The organism is Streptomyces sp. I05A-00742, from assembly GCF_013055795.1.
GTDB lineage: Bacteria > Actinomycetota > Actinomycetes > Streptomycetales > Streptomycetaceae > Streptomyces.
Genome location: NZ_JABETO010000013.1, coordinates 1 through 18,024, shown reverse-complemented (window position 1 = coordinate 18,024; position 18,024 = coordinate 1). Strand labels below are relative to the sequence as shown.

At 71.4% G+C, this 18,024-nt stretch carries 10 protein-coding genes and 1 pseudogene; 1 reads left to right on the top strand and 10 read right to left on the bottom strand.

The window, feature by feature from the left end:
- Nucleotides 1–8: 8 nt before the first annotated feature.
- The 3 genes from HN013_RS14980 to fhuB are packed head-to-tail and all read right to left on the bottom strand — an operon-like array spanning nt 9 to nt 4,658.
- Nucleotides 9–1,139: a M20 family metallopeptidase gene (locus tag HN013_RS14980; protein ID WP_171166630.1), complete on the bottom strand. Its 1,131-nt coding sequence runs from the start codon at nt 1,137–1,139 to the stop codon at nt 9–11.
- Nucleotides 1,136–2,407 carry an enterochelin esterase gene (gene fes, locus HN013_RS14975; RefSeq protein ID WP_171166629.1) on the bottom strand — a complete coding sequence of 424 codons (1,272 nt, stop codon included), beginning with the start codon at nt 2,405–2,407 and terminating at the stop codon, nt 1,136–1,138. Before fes ends, HN013_RS14980 begins: the two co-directional genes overlap by 4 nt.
- A gap of 49 nt (nt 2,408–2,456) precedes the next feature.
- The gene (fhuB, locus tag HN013_RS14970; protein WP_171166628.1) at nt 2,457–4,658 is read right to left on the bottom strand and encodes a Fe(3+)-hydroxamate ABC transporter permease FhuB; all 2,202 of its coding nucleotides are present in this window, start codon (nt 4,656–4,658) and stop codon (nt 2,457–2,459) included.
- Nucleotides 4,659–4,746: 88 nt separating this feature from the next.
- On the opposite strand from fhuB, the gene HN013_RS14965 reads away from it, so the two are divergent.
- Nucleotides 4,747–5,178, top strand: coding sequence for a GNAT family N-acetyltransferase (locus tag HN013_RS14965; protein ID WP_171166627.1), 432 nt, complete (start codon nt 4,747–4,749; stop codon nt 5,176–5,178).
- 94 nt (nt 5,179–5,272) lie between these two features.
- Here HN013_RS14965 and HN013_RS33920 read toward each other — a convergent pair whose 3' ends face one another.
- The 7 genes and pseudogenes from HN013_RS33920 to HN013_RS14935 form a co-directional block, all read right to left on the bottom strand.
- Nucleotides 5,273–7,393: a helix-turn-helix transcriptional regulator gene (locus HN013_RS33920; protein WP_312018607.1), complete on the bottom strand. Its 2,121-nt coding sequence runs from the start codon at nt 7,391–7,393 to the stop codon at nt 5,273–5,275.
- Between the two features lie 198 nt (nt 7,394–7,591).
- Nucleotides 7,592–8,035 (bottom strand): annotated as a pseudogene (locus tag HN013_RS34140) (AAA family ATPase); the annotation flags it as partial.
- A gap of 237 nt (nt 8,036–8,272) precedes the next feature.
- Nucleotides 8,273–9,823 (bottom strand): MFS transporter, encoded by a 1,551-nt coding sequence (locus HN013_RS14955; RefSeq protein ID WP_171166625.1) that lies wholly within the window; start codon nt 9,821–9,823, stop codon nt 8,273–8,275.
- Nucleotides 9,824–10,060: 237 nt separating this feature from the next.
- On the bottom strand, nt 10,061–10,846 hold the full coding sequence (locus tag HN013_RS14950) for a collagen binding domain-containing protein (RefSeq protein WP_171166624.1): 786 nt from the start codon (nt 10,844–10,846) through the stop codon (nt 10,061–10,063).
- 54 nt (nt 10,847–10,900) lie between these two features.
- On the bottom strand, nt 10,901–11,566 hold the full coding sequence (locus HN013_RS14945; protein WP_171166623.1) for a TetR/AcrR family transcriptional regulator: 666 nt from the start codon (nt 11,564–11,566) through the stop codon (nt 10,901–10,903).
- Nucleotides 11,567–11,764: 198 nt separating this feature from the next.
- On the bottom strand, nt 11,765–16,840 hold the full coding sequence (locus HN013_RS14940; protein WP_171166622.1) for a type I polyketide synthase: 5,076 nt from the start codon (nt 16,838–16,840) through the stop codon (nt 11,765–11,767).
- 25 nt (nt 16,841–16,865) lie between these two features.
- A partial coding sequence (locus tag HN013_RS14935; protein WP_171166621.1) for a beta-ketoacyl reductase occupies nt 16,866–18,024 on the bottom strand: 1,159 nt, incomplete at its 5' end.

Sequence of the window (18,024 nt, the reverse complement as noted above, 5' to 3'; positions counted from 1 at the left end):
GGCGGCCGCTACGCGCGGGCGGCGGCGAAGTCCGCCGCGGTCCACGCCATGCCGACCGCACCGTCCAGCAGCGCCCGCTCCCCCATCGGCGACACCGCCGCCTCCGCGAACTCCGCCTCGTGCGGCCCGCACGCACCCCCCGTGATGTCCAGCACCGGGTGGATGGACGGGACGACGTGCGAGACGTTGCCCATGTCGGTGCACGCGAACGCCTCGCGCCGCAGCGGCTCCGGGCGGCCGAGTGCGCGCGCGTTGGCCTGCCACAGCGCGCTGAGTCCGGGGTCCGTGCGGAAGTCCAGGTAGTCCGGTTCGGGGCGGGTCAGTTCGACCTCGCACCCCGTGGCCAGCGCGCCGGCGCGGAAGCACGCCTCGACCCGCTCCCGCAGTTCGCGCAGGTCCTCGGCGGCCGACGCGCGGATCTCGTACTCGGCGGTCGCCCGGCCGGGAATCAGGTTCGGCGCCGTCCCCGCGCCCGTGGTCACCCCGTGCACCTTCCACCCCGGCGGCAGCTGCTGGCGCAGCAGACCGAGCGCGACCTGGGCGACCGTCAGGGCGTCGGCGGCGTTGCGGCCCTCGTACGGATCGAGGCTCGCGTGCGCGGACCTGCCGGTGTACGCGACCGAGAGCGTGCCCAGCGCGAACGAGCGGAAGTCCGCCACCTCGAACGGGCACGGGTGCACCATCATCGCCGCGTCCACCCCGTCGAACGCGCCGGCCTCCAGCAGCAGCGCCTTTCCCCCGCCGCGCTCCTCCGCCGGGGTGCCCACGACCCTTACCGTCAGGCCGAGTTCCCCGGTGTGCGGGGCCAGGGCGAGCGCCGCGCCCACGCCGGCGGCGGCGATCAGGTTGTGGCCGCAGGCGTGTCCGAGCCCGGGCAGCGCGTCGTACTCGCAGACGACGGCCACCGTCACAGGACCGGAGCCGGCGGTCGCGGTGAAGGCGGTGTCGAGGCCGTACGCCGGGGCGATGACGTCGAAGCCGTGCTCCCGCAGGAGGTCCGCGCACCAGGCGGCGGCGCGGTGCTCGGCGAAGGCCGTCTCGGGGTGCCCGTGGATACGCCGGCTCAGCGTCAGGAGGTCCTCCTGGTGGGCGCGCACGCGATCGCGCAGGGCGGCCTTGAGGCCGTCGGCCGCGGTCATGATCCGGCTCCTGTCCGTATGTTCCGGATGCTCCGGTCCGACGTCCGTACGTTCCGGCCCGGCAGCAGGCCGGCCAGTCCCGCGGCGAGCCCGCCGCGCCAGCAGGCGTAGTCGTGACCGCCGTTGAACTCGTGGTACGCCACCTCGTAGCCGCGCGCCTGGAGCACATCGCGGAGGTGACGGTTCTGCGGGAGGAGCATCCACTCCTGGAGGCCCACCTCCAGGCGGAAGCGGACCGGCAGCCTCTCGCGCACCGCGTACTGGCGGGTCAGCCACTCGCTGCCGCTGTCGAACTCCGTCCCGTCCGGCCACCAGAACGACCCCGACTGCGACAGGACGTTCCCGAACCGCTCCGGCCTGCGGAACCCCGCGAACGCCGCCGTCAGCCCGCCCGCGCTCTGCCCCGCCACGACCGTGCGCGCCGGGTCGTCCGTGACCCCGTACATCCGCGCCGCCCACGGCAGCAGCCCGTCGGCCAGCCAGTCGACGAACTCCTCGCTGCAACAGAGATCGGCCATCCTGCGGTCCCGGCCCATGGTCTCCACGAACAGGGTGACGGTCGGCACCACGGCCTGCTCCGCGTGCAGGTTGTCGAGCGTGTCGGCGAACCCCAGGACCGGCCCCCACATCTCGCCGTCGAGCAGCACGGCGACGGCGTACGGCCCGCCGGCCTCCGTATGCCCGGCGGGCAGGTGGACGCCCACGCGCCGGCCGTCGACCTCGGCCATGCCGCGCTCGCCGCGCGGCACCCCGGGGCGCGGGTGCGTCCACGGCTGGGCCGGGGCCTCGGGCAGCTCCAGCACGGACGAGGGGTGGCGGCCGTCACGGGACGGCAGCACGGGTGCCGGGTTCAACGGGTCGGGCACGGCAGCGTCCAGGACGCCCAGCCACGCCTCCCGGTCCGTGCGCAGCGTCTCCGCGCGGGGGCCGGGCGCGGGGAAGAACTGATAGGAGGCGCGGTGGTCGGCGCGCAGCCGGTGGGTGAGGGCCCAGACGTCCGTGCCGGGCACCTTCTCCATGAGGTGGGGGGAGAGGTCGCCGGCGTGCCGGTCCTTGTCGGTGACGGTGTGGAGGAGGGTGAGCACATCGGTGGCGGCGACGTCCTGCCGGACGAAGGTCACGAGGCGGTGGGCGGGATCGGTGGGGTCGGGTTCGACGAGGGGGGTGCCGGTGGCTTTCGCGTGCTGCCAGAAGGCGTCGACGGCACCGGGGGTGCCGCTCCGCACGGCTTCGGCCAGGTCGCGCAGCAGCGGACTCTGAATCTCCATGACTCCTTGTTCCTGAGGGGATTCCTGTACGGGTTCCGGTGGGACGGGCCTACACCCGCGCCGTCGCCGACCGCCCCAGCAGCACCCACAGCAGGAACGGTCCCCCGAGCACGGTCGTGACGATGCCGACCGGCACCTCGGCACCGGAGAAGACCACACGCCCCACCGTGTCCGCGAGGACGATCAGCGTGGCCCCGACCAGCATCGACCCCACCACCGGCACCCGCGACGGCCCCGCGAGCCGCCCCGCGATGACGGGCGAGGCGAGCGCGACGAAGCCGACGGGCCCGCAGATGCCGACCGCCAGGCCGGCGAGGCCCACCGCCAGGAGCAGGCACAGCAGACGCACCCGCCCGGGCGCGACGCCGAGCGACGCGGCCGTCGAGTCGTCGAAGCGCAGCACGTTCAGATGGCGGGCGACGACGAGCGCGAGCGGTACGAGCACGGCCAGGCCGATGAGCACCGGCGTAGCGACCGAGTAGCCGCGCCCGTTGAGGCTGCCGGACGTCCACACGTACAGGGACGTCGCGGAGTTCAGCGAGCGGCGCGAGACCACGACCTGGGTGATCGCGGAGGCGAGCGCGGACATCGCCAGGCCCACGACCAGGACGCGGTAGCCGCGCTGACCGAGGCCACCCGAGACGGTGGTGACGACCAGTACGGCGGCGAGCGCGCCGACCGGGCCCGCCCACCAGGCGCCGAAGGTGCCGGTGAGGGTGGTCGAGAGCAGGACGGCCGCGGTGGCGCCGTCGTTGACGCCGAGGAGTTCGGGGGTGGCGAGGCGGTTGCGGGCGAGGGTCTGGGTCAGGCAGCCGGCGAGCCCGAGGGCCGCGCCGGCGGCCAGCCCGGCCACGATCCGGCCGAGCCGGAACTTCTGCACCAGCAGCACATCGAAGCGGTCGCCGGAACCGAGGACCGCCCAGAAGGTGCGGCCGAGGCTCATGTCGCTCTGCCCGGCGTACGCGGACACCATCACGGCCCCGACCAGCAGGGCGATCAGCAGCAGCGTGGCGAGTGCCGCCCGGCGGGGTACGAGCAGCGACAGGGCGCCGCGGCGTACGACGAGGCCGGCGGCGAGCTCCTCGGACCGGCGCGGGAGCCGGGGCAGCGGGAGCCGGGGCAGCGGGCGCCGTCCCGGCTTGCCGCTCTCGGCGGTGGCGGGATCCGTCATGCCCATCGCGCCCAGCCGCTTGGAGCGGACGATACCGATGAGAACGGGAGCGCCGAACAGCGCGATGATGACGGACACCGGCGCCTCGAACGGCCGGGAGACGACCCGGGCGAGGATGTCGGAGCCGGTCAGGACGCCCGCGCCGATGACGCCGGCGAGCGCGATCTGCGCCGTCAGCCGGGGGCCGGTGATGGCGCGCGCGACGAAGCCGGCGAGCAGCCCGAGGAAGGAGATGGGGCCGATCAGCGCGACGGACGCGGCGGTCAGCAGGGTCACGGCGAGGGCGACCACGACGCGGATGACGCCGGGCCGGTGGCCGAGGCCCCGGGCGAGGTCGTCGCCGAGTGCGAGCGCGGACAGCGGCCGGGCGATGAGCAGGGCCACGACGAAGCCCAGGGCCAGGACGGGTGCGAGGCTGCCGAGCTTGGTGAAGCCCTCGACGCCGGCCAGCGAGCCGAGCACCCAGAAGCGGAAGCGGTCGTAGGTCTCGGCGGAGTTGACGATGATCACGCTGGTGACGCCGCCGAAGGTGGCGCCCAGCGCCGACCCGGCGAGGACCAGCCGCATCGGCGAACCCCCGCCGCGGCGGCCGGCCATGAACAGCACGAGCGCGCTGGCGACGACGGCCCCGCCGAACGCCCACATCAGGTACCCGTAGCCGCTCTCCACGCCGAGGAAGGCGATGGCGACGACGACGCCCAGCGAGGCGCCGGCGTTGACCCCGAGCAGGCCCGTCTCGGCGAGCGGGTTCCGGGTGACGGCCTGGAGCAGACAGCCGGCCGTGCCGAGGGCGGCGCCGACGGCGAGCGCGGTGAGCGTCCGGGGCAGCCGCAGGTCTCCGACGACCAGCGACAGCCGGTTGTTGTCGCGGGCGCCGTTCCGCCCCAGCACATAGTCCAGGACATCGCCGGCCCCGACCTCGCCCGCGCCCACCGACAGCGAGACGGCGGACAGGACGAGGACGGCCAGGACGAGGACGGCCGACGCGACCAGGATGGTCCGGGTGCCGTGCCGACGCCCGGCCGGAGCCTGTTGCCCGGCGGGCCGCACCTCCTGAGGACCCACTTGCAACAGAGTCATAAGGGAAGGCTAGCCTAAGCCTTGATCCGCCTTCTCCCAGGCGTTATCCACAGCCGGCGGCCGGTGGACCGAGGCTTAGGGTGCCTTCATGAAACTCATCGATCTTGAGCCCGGCGACCCGCGACTCGTGTCCGACCTCCTGCCCGTGCTGCGCCAGCTGCGCCCGCACCTGACCGAGGACAGCTTCCGGGAGGTGTACGAGGAGGGCCATGGGCAGGGCCTGCGGTTCACCGCCGCCTACCGGGACGACGGCGTGTGCGTCGGCGCGGCCGGTTGGCGCATCGTGATCAGCACCTACACCCTGCGCGCCCTGTACGTGGACGACCTCGTGACCACCGCCGACGCGCGCTCCACCGGCGTCGGGCAGGCCCTCGTCGCGTACCTGGAGGAGCGGGCCCGCGAGGCCGGCTGCCACCGCCTCACCCTGGACTCGGGCACCCAGCGGACCGACGCCCACCGCTTCTACTTCCGGGAGCGGATGGCCATAACCGCCTTCCACTTCGAAAAGGACCTCGACTGACAAAGTATGAACAGAATGAAGGGCCGGTGGTCCACCACCGGCCCACGGCCACTGACACCCTCCCGGCGCGCCGGGCCGGAAGGTCAGCGGGAGGTCAGCAGGGTGCCACCACCCCTTCGTACATCGACCGCAGACCGCTGCGGTGCTTGATTCCCAGCTTGCGGTAGATACGGGTGAGGTGCTGCTCGACGGTGCTGACCGTGATGAACAGCTTGCCCGCTATCTCGCTGTTGGTGTGCCCCCGGCTGACCAGCAGGGCGACGCGCTGTTCCGCCTTGCTCAGGTCCTCGATGCCCACCGCGCCGTCCCGGTCCTGGACGGTCTCCCGCTCCGGCTCGCCCACGAGGTTCAGGGCGGTCAGCAGCCCGTCGGCCTTGCACTCCCGGGCCAGGTCCCGCGCCTGCCGGATCCATCTCCTGCCCTCGGTGGGATCTCCCTGCGCGTGGTACGCGTGCCCCAGGAGGCCGAGCACCCGGCAGCGCTCCACGCGGTCCGGATCGTCCCGGAGGCACTCCAGGGCCTCCAGCAGCAGCGGCACCCGGTTTTCGGGGGCGGAGGCCCCGGCAAGGACGCGCAGGGTGAGCGCCCGGGTGCGGCCCTGCGCGGAAGTGAGGAGGGACAGCTGCTCGTTCACGAGGTCCCCCGCCTCCTTCTCCCGTCCCAGGGCGACCAGCGCCTGCGCCGTGTCGCTGCGCCACGGCACGAACGAGGGCAGGTCCATCTCCCAGGAGCGCGCGCTCCGGCCGCACGTCTCGAACTCGGCCAGGGCCGCGAGCGGACGGTTGATGGCGAGGTAGTAGTGCCCCCGGGCATGCCGGTAGTAGAGGTCGGCGGGCGTATGCGGGGCGGAGTTCCGCACGGGCCGACCCAGGAGTCTTCCCGCCTCCTCCAGGGCCCCGCGGGCGACGAGGGCGAGCAGCAGACTGGCGGTCGCGTGCTCGACCCCGAGGCCCCACCGCAGCGTCGCCCGGGCGTGGTCCTCCGCGACCTCGGGGTCCCCGCAGCGCATCGCGGCCTCCGCCGTGATCGACGACAGGGTCGCCTTCCAGCTGGGCACCTCACGGTCCCTCGCGTCCTTGAGCAGCAGTTCGCCCCAGGCCGCCGCGGTCTCGTGCCGGTCCGCGTAGACCAGCGCGGTGAGCGTCATCGCCAGCGGCTCGTACGTCGTCTCGCTCAGCCTCAGCGGCTGCAGGTGCTCCTGGACTGCGGCGATGTCGAGCTGTGACAGCCGTCCGCGCAGCACGCCGTTGAGCAGCCAGGCGGCCTGCACATGAGGATCGGCGGTGTGCCGCGGCGGCGCGTCGGCCCCCTGGGGGTCCAGGGCGTCCGACACGTTCCGCGCCAGCGCGGGATAGGTGCAGCCCAGCCAGAGCCGGAACGCCTCCCACTCGGGCGGCTCGGTGGCGTCCGCGTCCTTCCGGATGCGGGCGACGTACCGCAGCGCCTCCTCCGCCTGCTCCAGCTGGCCGTGCCAGAGGAGGTGCTTGACGAGGTCGATGGCCTGGTCGAAATGCAGCTGACCCTCGGTCAGGGCATCCAGCAGCGAGGAGAAGTGCCGCACCGAGGCCACCGGGTTCACCCGCCCGTCCACCTGGGCCAGCATGAACGTCACCGCGACGCGCTCCTCCTCGTTGAGCGTGCCGCTCCGGGCCAACCGCGCGTAACGGGCCGCCAGGTCCGTCCGGTCCTCGTGCAGCGCCTGCGCGGACGCCTCCAGCAGCAGCCCGGGCGCCCAGGTCTCTCCCGCGTCGTCCGCGGCGAGCAGGTGCTTCGCCACCTCCGCGGCGGCCGCGCCCTCGCTGAACAGGAGCCGTGCCACCTGCAGGTGCAGGGCCGAACGCCGGTCCGGGGCGAGGCTGTCGAGCACCGCCGCCCGGGTCTCCGGGTGCCGGAAGCCCGTCTGGTCGAGCAGGCCGGTGAGCCGGAGGACGTGCTTGCACCGCTGGACCGCTTCGTGCTCCAGGGAGAGCAGCCGGCCGACCAGACGCGTGGCCCGGGACAGGTCGAGCGCGGCCAGGCCGCGGGCGACCTGCGCCGTGAGCTCGTCGCTGCGCTGCAGACAGGTCACCACGGCGTGCCGGTAGGCCTGCGCCGGAGGCGGCATGGCCGTGCTGTCGGCGCCCCCGAGGCGGTCCTCCAGCAGCGCGTTGACCAGCAGCGGGTTGCCGCCGCTCAGCCGCTCGTACATGGCGCTCAGCCGGTTCGCCTCCGCCACTCCCAAGCGTTCTTCCAGGATCCGCGCGATGCCCGGTTCGGAAAGCGGTTCCAGCCGGATCCGTCTGGTGTTGGGCTGGGAAAGGATTTCCATTTGGAACAACGGGTAGGCAGGTGTTGCCCCGGAAAGTAGATTGAGAACGAGGAGAACGGGTTTGTTCGTAATCCGCCGGGCCAGATATCGCAGAAAGTGCAACGACATCCTGTCGGCATGCTGCAGGTCGTCAACGGTGACCAGCAGCGGTCCCATACCCGCCAGGCGCATCAGTGCTGCATGCAACTTCGCCAGCACACGTGCGTGCTGGGGATGAATGCGCTCGGGATCCGCGGACGCGATGCCTGCGAGCAGGACTCCGTCCTGGATGATCTCCTGCACCTCCATGACATCATCGGAAGACAACGTCACATTGTGCGAGAGCTGGTCCGCGACCCCGAACGGAATCGCGCATTCGGCAGGTGATGCCATGGCGGAGAGCACGGTGACCCCGGCGGCGGAAACCCGTCGGGCGAAAGTGTTGAGAAGTTCCGTCTTGCCGCTGCCCACCGCGCCCGTGATGAGCGCGACACCACCCCTGCCGTTCGAACATTCAGTTAACAGGTTGTCCAGAGTCTCCAGTTCGGGATCGCGCTCGATCGTACTCATGACAGCCACCCCCCGCAGTGGTCCGTGTTGAGCCCCCGACAATAGCAACCCTGTGCGATGGATCATAGATCCATTCGGGATGCTGTTCGCTATGCGGGGTTTGACTCAACTCCCCTTGCATTACTGGCATTTGGCGGGATGGGTGGACCCTCAAATGATCTCGGCACCGGCGCCGGGACGCCGGTGCCGAACCAGGGCCCGTCGACACGGGGGCCGCCCACGGGCCCTGGAGCTTGGTCAGGCCACCGAGACGACGTCTCCGGCGTCTCCGGCCTTCTCGTCCGCGGCGGTCCGCTTCGGGATCTTCGGCAGGAACAGCAGCGTGCACAGCAGGCCCGCGAGGGCGAAGCCGCCCGAGACCAGCAGCGAGACGTCGAGGCCGTGCACGAAGGAGTCCCGCACCGTGGTGAGCAGGTCGTGCGAGCCGCTCTTCTCGGCGACGGCGACCCCGCCGAAGACGCCCGAGCGCGTCTCCTCGGCGGCCGCGCCCCGCACCCCGTCCGGCAGGGAGAGGTGCGACTGATAGGCGTTCAGCAGCACACTGCCGAGGATGGCGGCACCGAGCGGCGCTCCGACCTTGTTCACCGACTGCAGCACCGCCGCGCCGACACCGCTGCGCTCCTTGGGCACCTGGGACAGCACCACCGAGGTGGCCGTGGCCATGGAGAGACCCATGCCGATGCCGGACAGCGCCATCCACGTGCCGGAGTAGCCGTCCCCCGAGCCGGAGTCGGTGGCGGCCCCGATGAAGAGACCCACGGCCATCGCGACGAATCCGGCCGAGATGGTGATCTTGGCCCCGAGGAGCCGGGCGAACTTCTCGGCGGGCACCGCGCCCACGATCAGACCGCCGATGAGCGGCAGCAGGCGCAGCCCGGAGCCCATGGCGTCGGTGCCCTGCACGGCCTGGAAGTACTGCGGCATGATGAAGATGACACCGATGTTGGCCAGGGCGACGAAACCGATGAGGATAATGCCCCAGGTGTAGGACCGCACCTGGAAGAGCGCCGGATCGACCATCGGCCGCCCGCCGCGCCGGCTGACGTGGCTCTCGTACCGGTAGAAGGCGATCAGCAGCACCAGGCCGCCGCACATCGCGCCCCAGGCCAGGGCGTCGCTCCAGCTGTGCTCACCGACCCGGATCAGGCCGTACGTGATGCCGGTCAGCCCCAGCGTGGACAGCCCGGCCCCGACAAAGTCGAGCTGCGGGCGCTCGTCGGCGCGCGAATCCGGGACCAGGGCCATGACGACCAGCGCGCCGAGCAGGGCGACCGGCACATTGATCAGGAAGACCCAGCCCCACCAGGCGTGCGTCAGCAGATAGCCGCCCAGCAGCGGCCCCAGCGGCAGCGCCAGGAAGTTCGCCGCGGACCAGATACCGACCGCCTTCGGGCGCTCCTCCGCCGTGAACAGCACGGTCAGGGCGGACAGGGCCATCACGATGATCCCGGCGCCGGCCACACCGAGCACGCACCGCGCCGCGATGAACTGCCAGGGCGTATCGGCGTAGGCGCACGCGGCGGACGAGCCGGCGAACAGCACCAGCGACCCCATCAGCACCTTCTTGCGCCCGTAGCGGTCACCCAGCAGACCGACCGGCAGCATCAGCGCCGCGAGGAACAACAGATAGGACGACGAGAACCACTGCAAGTCCGTCTCGGTGGCCTGGAAGGCATCCGACAGCTCGGGCAGAGCCACGCTCAGGATGGTGCCGTCCAGGCCAACCGCGAGCATCGACAGGCTCAGCGCTCCCAGCGCCCACCACTTACGGCTTCCTGACTGTGACACGGAAACCCCACTTCAATTCGATGTGTACCTTCTTTTGAAGGTTACCTCTCATTTGCTAGTCGCGCTACCACGATTGCCCAACCGGGGGGAGGAGGGCGGGGTGTTCATCGAGGGCCCCACTCCGAAGCGGGCACACGGCGACCGTTCCACTACACTGAGTGACGACTGATGGGCAGGCGGGACTACGGCCCGAGCTCAGTGTTTTCGCTCGCCGCGGCGGAAGGGCCGGCGGCAGGGTCAGCGGGCGGTGTCGCGCCTCAGGATGACTTGTGCGTCACAGCGGTCCCTGTCGACCAGGACGCGCTCGCCCGTGACGGGCGGATCCTCGACCAGCAGGCTGTACATGCCCAGCGGAACGGCGGAGAAGGCGAACCGGCCCTCGTCGTCGGCGTCTTCGCGCAGATCGCACCCGGAGCCGTCGGCGAGCCTGACCGGAACGCCCGGCACGGACCGTCCGTCCGCGTCACGAACGACTCCGGAGAACGTCAGCAGTCTTCGCGTCAGTTCGATGTCGACGGGCTCCGGGTCCGCCCCGGAGACGGCCAACTGGCGTACCAGCGGCTCGTACTGACGGTGCAACACGGCGACGCCGTAGCTCCCGGGCGCCAGCCCTCGGTACTCGTAGCACCCTTCCGCCGAGGTCAGCGTGGATCCGACCACCATTCCCCCGGCGTCCACGAAGACCACCAGCGCCTCGGGCACCGGCATGCGCAGGCAGTCCTCGGTGACCGTTCCCCGGACGACCGCGGCCCGCGCGGGCCGCGGAGCGGGCTCCGTACCCCGGGGACGCTCCACGACGATCTCGACGACTTGCGGCAGGTGCCCCACCGTGGAGGCGAGCACCGCGTACTCGCCCGTCGGGGGCACCGGGAGCCGGTATAAACCGTCCTGGTCCGCCAGGCCGTCGCCCATCCGGCGGCCCCCGTAGTCCAGGATGGTGAGCCGCGCGCCGGACACGGGAAGACCTCCCGCGTTCATCACCCGTCCCCGGACGTCCCCCAGGCTGTCACCTTGCCGTCCCATGGCTGCCTTCCCCTCTCGCGATTCCGGCCGGCGAGGGTGTGTCCGGCGGCCCCATTACGCGCGGCCCGTCACCGGTCCCTCCACCGTCAGGCCGTTGAACTGATCGTTGTCGACGAAGGCCAGCACCCGGTCGAGCTCCGCGGCGATGTCCTGGCCGGGGTCCTGCGCCCACCGCAGCATCGCGTCCAGGATGATGCCGAAGACGGTGCCGCTCACCGCGCGCACCGCGGGGTCGTCGGGAGAACGCCCCGAGCGTTCGGCCACCAGCTCGTTGATGGTCCGGGTGGCGTGGGTGACGTTCCCAAGACTGGCTGCCCAGAGCTCGGGCACGGTGAACATCAGGATGTCCCGGTCCCGGTGCGCGCCGAGCTCATTGGGCGACAGACCTTCCAGAGCGCTCCGGATGGCCTGGCGGAGCGCCCGTACCGGCGGCAGGTCCTGGGGCTGGGAGCGCCAGGCCTGGATGAAGAAGGCCTCCTGCTCGTCGGAGACCACCAGTTCCTCCTTGGTCGGGAAGTACCGGAAGACGGTGCTCACCGACACTTCCGCCGACTCGGCGATCTGCTCCATGGTGGTGGCGTCGTACCCCTGGTCGCGGAAGAGCCGCAGCGCGTGCTGCTGGATCGTGGCGCGGGTCCTGGCCTTCTTCCGCTCCCGCAGACCGATGGTGCGCGAGCCCGTCTCCGGCGCTGATGTGTCGTTCACCTTCGAAGGGCTCATACGGCTTCTCCCTGTGTCACCGGTACGGACGATCCGGGGTCCAACGGCTCTGATCACGTGAGCATCCCCTGAGGGACTGCCGTCCGGTCCGTCCGGTTCCGCGCGAGGGCAGAGCGCACCCCAAGTGACAGTAGACTATCAAAAGAGCGGCCGGGGGCGGCCGTCGGCCGACAGCCGCCCCCTTCGGCACGGCGCCGCTCAGCCCAGCCCGATCTCCTTGTCGAGGAAGTCGAAGATCTCCTCGTCCGTGGCCGCCTCCAAGTCGTCGCCGGACCCCGGGAACTCGGAGTCCGGGCGGCCCTTGGTCGCCTGCTGCCAGGTCCACAGCAGGGTCTCCAGCCGGCCGGTGATCTCGTCCCGAAGCCCTTCGTCGTCCGGCAGCGAGGCCAGCGCCTGCTCCAGTTGCCGGATCCCGGTGAGCGCGGAGTCGGCCGGGTCCCCTTCCTCGTCGCCCTGGAGACGCTCCAGCAGGTGCGCGGCGAGCTCCCCCGGAGTGGGGTGGTCGTAGATCAGCGTGCCGGGGAGCTCCAGTCCGGTCGTCGTGACCAGCCGCGCCTTCAGCTCGATGCCGGTGAGCGAGTCGAAGCCCAGCTTGACGAACGACAGGCCCTCGTCGAGGTCCACCGCCCCGCTGTGGCCGAGCACCGCGGCCACTTCGCCACCGAGCGCCTCCAGCAGGGCCGAACGCCGCTGCGCGACGGGAACCCGCCGGACCAGCTCGGCCAGCGGCGCGGGACCCGCCCCGGACTCGTCCGCCGCGGCGGTCTCGCCGCCGGCCGCGGCGAGTCCGTCCAGCAGCGGGCGCGGACGGGCGGCGCTGAAGACCTCGGCGAAGCGCGTCCAGTCCATGTCGGACACGGCCACGAAGGTCTCGTCGTGGTCGACCGCGGCCTGGAGCGCGGCGATCGCCCGGGCCGGGGCCATGGTGCGCATGCCCGTCTTGTTGAGCCACGCCACGTACTCGGCGTCCCGGGCCATGCCCTCCCCCGCCCAGGCACCCCACGCCACGGCCGTGCCCCGCAGGCCCTCCGCGCGGCGGTGCTCGGCGAGGGCGTCGAGGTACGCGTTGGCGGCGGCGTACCCCGCCTGCCCGGAGCTTCCCCACACCCCGGCGCTCGACGAGAACAGCAGGAAGACCTCCAGCGGGGTGTCGCGGAGCAGCTCGTGCAGATGCCCGGCGCCCGTCGCCTTGGCCGCCAGCAGGCCCGCCATGTCCGCCGGTTCCGTGTCCAGCAGCGGCCTCGCCTCACCGGCCACACCCGCCGCGTGGAACACGGCGGTCAGGGGCCGCTCGGCGGGAACGCCGTCGATGACGCGGGCGAGCGCGTCGCGGTCCGACGTGTCACAGGCGACGAGGGTGACCTCGCCGGCTCCCGCCTCCAGGAGCTCGTCCCGGAGTTCCGCGGCGCCGGGGGCGTCCGGGCCCTTTCGGCTCAACAGCATGATGTGGGGTGCGCCGTTGCCGGCGAGCCAGCGGGCGACGTGTCCGCCGATCGCACCGGTGCCACCGGTGACGAGGGCGGTGCCGGAGGGACGCCAGTGAGCCGCCGGAGGGGCGTCGGGCAGGGGGGCGCGGACGAGCCGACGGGCCAGCACACCGGTGTCGCGCAGGGCGAGCTGGTCCTCGTCACCGGTGTCGGTGCCGTGGCCGTGGCCGGAGCCGTTGCCGGAGCCGGGTTCGGCACCGATCAGCGCGGCGCACAGGCGTGCCCCGGCCGCCGCGTCCATGACCGGGGGCAGGTCGAGGAGACCGACCTTCCTGTCGGGGCTCTCCAGACCCGCGACCCGGCCCAGGCCCCAGATCTGCGCCTGGCCGGGGCTGGTGAGCCTTTCGCCGGGCAGGGCGGCGACGGCGCCGCGGGTGGCCGACCAGAACGGGACCTGCGCGTCCGTGTCGGCCAGGGCCTGCGTGAGCAGCACTGTCGCCGCCACTCCGGCGGGAACCTCGGGGTGGCGGGGGTGGGCCGTCTCGCACAGGCCCAACAAGGACAGCACGCCGTCGAATTCGCCTTCGCCGAGGTTCTGGGCCGTGGTGCGGACGGATTCCGTCAGACCGTCGCGGCTCGCCCCGGCGCAGTCCACTTCCAGGAGCCGGACGTCGTTGCCGCCCGCCTTCAACGCCTCGACGCAGCCCGCTATGTGGTCGTCCGACGGCGACGGCACCANCAGGAGCCGGACGTCGTTGCCGCCCGCCTTCAACGCCTCGACGCAGCCCGCTATGTGGTCGTCGCCGTCGGACGACGACGGCACCACGACCAGCCAGGTACCCGACACCGCCGTCGGCTCGCCGTCCGGCAGCCGCTTCCACTCGACGCGATAGCGCCAGGAGTCCAACGCCCGGTTGCCCTGGCGCACTTGGCGCCAGGACGCGAGGGCGGGCACGACCGCTTCCAGCGACGACCGGGACTCCTCGCCCTCGATGCCCACCAGCGCGGCGAGCTCGTCGGTGTCGTGGCGCTCGACCACTTCCCAGAAGCGGCTCTCGTCCGGGTCGGTGGTGGCGGAGGTGCGGTCGAGCCAGTAGCGGGTGTGCGCGAAGGCGTAGGTCGGCAGCTTCGGTGACGATGTGGAAGCGGGGATGAGGGCGGGCCAGTTGAGGGTCTGGCCGGTGGTCCATACCCGGGCCAGAGCCGTCAGCAAAGTGGCGGGTTCGGGGCGGTTGGTGCGGGTGAGGGGGATGAGGGTGGTGGTGGCCTGGTGTTCTTCGGGCAGGCACTGGGCGGTCATCGCGGTCAGGACGCCGCGCGGGCCGATCTCGGTGAATGTGCGCACGCCCAGGGTGGTGAGGGTGCGGACGGCGTCGAGGAACTGGACCGGGCGGCGTACCTGCTGCACCCAGTAGTGGGGGGTGAGCAGTTCGTCGGTGGCGGTGCGGCCGGTGAGGTTGGAGATGAGGGGGACGGTGGGGGTGTGGTAGGTGAGGGAGGCGGCGATGCGGCCGAACTCCTCCAGCATGGGTTCCATGCGTGCGGAGTGGAACGCGTGCGAGACGGTCAGGGCCTGGGTCTTGACGCCCTGCTCCTGCCATGTGGCGGCGAGGGTTGTGAGGGCGTCGAGGTCGCCGGAGACCACGGTGGCGGCGGGGCCGTTGACGGCGGCGATCTCCACTGCCTCGTGCCCGGTGATCGTTTCGGTGACGTGTTCGGCGGGTGCCTGGACGGAGAGCATGCCGCCGCCGGCGGGCAGGGCCTGCATGAGGCGGCCGCGTGCGGCCACCAGCCGGCAGGCGTCCTCCAGACTCCACACCCCCGCCACATACGCGGCGGCCAGCTCACCGATGGAGTGCCCGAGCAGGAAGTCTGGACGCAGATCGCATGCCTCGACCAGCCGGTACAGGGCGACTTCGAAGGCGAACAGCGCTGTTTGTGTGTACGCGGTCTGGTCCAGCAGAGCGGCCGGCTCACTGCCGGGCTCGGCGAACATCACCTCTCGCACCCCGGGGCCGTCCATCTCACGGTCCAGGCCGTCGCACACCTCATCCAGTGCCGCCGCGAACACCGGCGACACCTCGTACAACTCCCGCCCCATACCGGCACGCTGCGCACCCTGGCCGGAGAACAGGAACGCAGACTTGCCTCCTTCGACAGCGACCCCCGATACGCCGGCACTCACCTCGCCGGATATCGCGAAGGCTTCGAGTGCGGCGAGGAGTTCCTCGCGGTTCTCGCCCGTCGCCACCAGGCGGTGGCTCAGCTCCTCGCGCCGGGTCAGTGCCCGGGCGACGGAGGCGGGGTCCGCGGCGTCGCCCTGTTCGGTGACGAAGTCCCGCAGCCGGGCGGCCTGGGACCGCAGACCGGCGGCACTGCCACCGGAGAGTGCCCAGGGCACCGCCGCGCCCGAGACCACCGGAGCCATCTCGACGGCGGACGGTTCGTCCGCCGGCTCCTCGACCGGAGCTTCCTCCACGATCACATGCGCGTTGGTACCGCTCGCGCCGAACGACGAGATCCCCGCACGACGGACATCCTCACCACGCGGCCAGGCCACCGGCTCCGTCAACAGCGACACGGCGCCCGCGTCCCAGTCCACGAACGGCGACGGCTCACCCACATGCAAGGTGCGCGGCAACTCCTCCTGCCGCAGGGCCATCAGCATCTTGATAACACCACCGATACCGGCGGCCGCAACCGAATGCCCGATGTTCGACTTCAGCGAACCCAGCCACACCGGACGCTCCGACGAACGCTCCTGACCGTACGTGGCAAGCAGCGCCTGCGCCTCGATCGGATCGCCCAGCTTCGTACCGGTGCCATGCGCCTCGACCGCATCCACATCCCCGGTGGACAAGCCAGCATTCGCCAGCGCCGCACGAATCACCCGCTGCTGCGACGGACCATTCGGAGCCGTCAACCCACTCCTCGCACCATCCTGATTCACCGCCGAACCACGCACCACACCCAACACCCGATGCCCCAACCGCCGAGCATCCGACAACCGCTCCAACACCACCAACCCCACACCCTCAGCCCACGCCGTCCCATCGGCATCAGCAGAAAATGCCTTGCAACGGCCCTCCGGAGACAACGCGCGCTGACGCGAGAACTCCGTGAATCCACCCGGGCCGGCCAGTACGGTCACACCACCGGCCAGTGCCAGACCGCATTCGCCCTGCCGCAGCGCCTGGACCGCCAGGTGCAGCGCAACGAGCGATGAGGAGCAGGCAGTGTCCACCGACACGGCAGGGCCCTCGAAGCCGAACGAATACGACACCCGCCCCGACAGCACACTCGACGTATTACCGGTGAAGGCATGACCTTCCACGGACTGCGGCACCTGATCCGGATTGGGAACGTACGCCGACGCGGAGCCGCCCACGAACACGCCGGTCCGGCTTCCGCGCAAGCCGGAGGGGTTCAGGCCGGCATGTTCCAGGGCGCCCCAGGAAGCCTCCAGCAGCAGGCGCTGCTGCGGGTCCATCGCCAACGCCTCACGCGGCGAAATCCCGAAGAACTCCGCATCGAACCCCGCGACATCGTCGAGGAATCCGCCACGACGGGTATACGACTTTCCGGTCCTTTCGGGGTCCGGGTCGTAGAGGTCTTCCGGCCACCCGCGGTCCGTGGGGAACTCCGAGGTCGCATCGATCCCGTTCGCCACCAGGTCCCACAATTCGTCGGGCGACGACACGCCCCCGGGATACCGGCACGCCATACCCACCACGGCGATCGGCTCCCGTGATGCCTCGATCAGCCGGCTGTTCTCCCGCTGCAGACGGTCGCGTTCCTTCAGCGTCGCCCGCAGTGCCCGAACAACGTCTTCAGTCGATGAAGCCATGAGCAAACCTGCTTTCGGAGTCGGTTCAGGATTCGTCGCCGAAGGCGAACTGGACGAGGTCTTCGATATCCATCTGGTCGATGGATTCCTCAGTGCTCCCGCCGTCCGTCTCCGCCGCCCCGGCCGGGGCGGTCAGCCCAATGGCCTGCAGCAGGGAGGTCATCAGACCCGCTTTCCTGAGGTGCTCCAACGGGACCCTTGCCAGTGCCCGTCGGATCTCGGCCTCGCCCGCCTCGCCGCCGTCCGCGCTCGTCTCCGTGGATTCCGAATCGGCGGGGGCCAGCTGGTCAAGGATGAATTGCGCGAGTGCGGTGGGGGTGGGGTGGTCGAAGACGGTGGTGGCGGGCAGCCGGATTCCGGTGATGGAGAAGAGCCGGTTGCGGAGTTCGACCGCGGTGAGCGAGTCGAGACCCTGGTCGAGGAATCCCCGGTTCGGTTCCACCGCGTCCGGCGAGTCCAGCGTGAGGATCACGGCGATCTGTGCACGCACGAGGTGGAGAACGTGCTCGTGACGCTCGGCGGGGGCGATCCCGGCCAACTGGTCCGACAGCGCCGGGCCGCCCGCCTGTTCCGCCGTGGCCGTGCGCCGCACCGTGGCCAGCCGCGACCACACGGGGAGCTGCGGTATGTGCTCAAGGTTGAGCAAGGACGCCAGATACAGGGGCCGGTGCGCCTGGTTGGCGGCGTCGAAGATCTGCAGCCCCTTCTCCGACTCCAGCGGAACGATCACGCTGCGGGACATGCGGGCGAGGTCCTGGTCGCTGAGGTGGCCGGTCATGCCGCTGGCCTGGGCCCACAGGCCCCAGGCGAGGCTGGTGGCGGGCAGGCCGTGGGCCTGGCGGTGGGCGGCGAGGGCGTCCAGGAACGCGTTGGCCGCACTGTAGTTGGCCTGGCCGGGGCTGCCGAGGAGGCCGGCGACCGAGGAGAAGAGGACGAACGCGCCCAGGTCGAGGTCCTTGGTCAGCTCATGGAGGTTGACCGCCGAGTCCACCTTCGACGCCAGCACGGTCCGCAGCTGCTTGGGAGTCAGCTCGGTCAGCGTCGAGTCGTCGAGCACACCCGTGGTGTGGATGACGGCGGTGAGGGGGTGGTTGGTGGGGATGGTGTTGAGGGTGTGGGTGAGGGCGGTTTTGTTGGTGGTGTCGCAGGCGGTGATGGTGACGGTGTGGGCGCCGAGGGTGTGG

Coding starts and splice junctions, on each gene's coding strand:
- HN013_RS14965 (WP_171166627.1), top strand. CDS start 4,747: ATGAAACTCATCGATCTTGAGCCCGGCGACCCGCGACTCGTGTCCGAC.
- fes (WP_171166629.1), bottom strand. CDS start 2,407: ATGGAGATTCAGAGTCCGCTGCTGCGCGACCTGGCCGAAGCCGTGCGG.
- HN013_RS14980 (WP_171166630.1), bottom strand. CDS start 1,139: ATGACCGCGGCCGACGGCCTCAAGGCCGCCCTGCGCGATCGCGTGCGC.
- HN013_RS14945 (WP_171166623.1), bottom strand. CDS start 11,566: ATGAGCCCTTCGAAGGTGAACGACACATCAGCGCCGGAGACGGGCTCG.
- HN013_RS14950 (WP_171166624.1), bottom strand. CDS start 10,846: ATGGGACGGCAAGGTGACAGCCTGGGGGACGTCCGGGGACGGGTGATG.
- fhuB (WP_171166628.1), bottom strand. CDS start 4,658: ATGACTCTGTTGCAAGTGGGTCCTCAGGAGGTGCGGCCCGCCGGGCAA.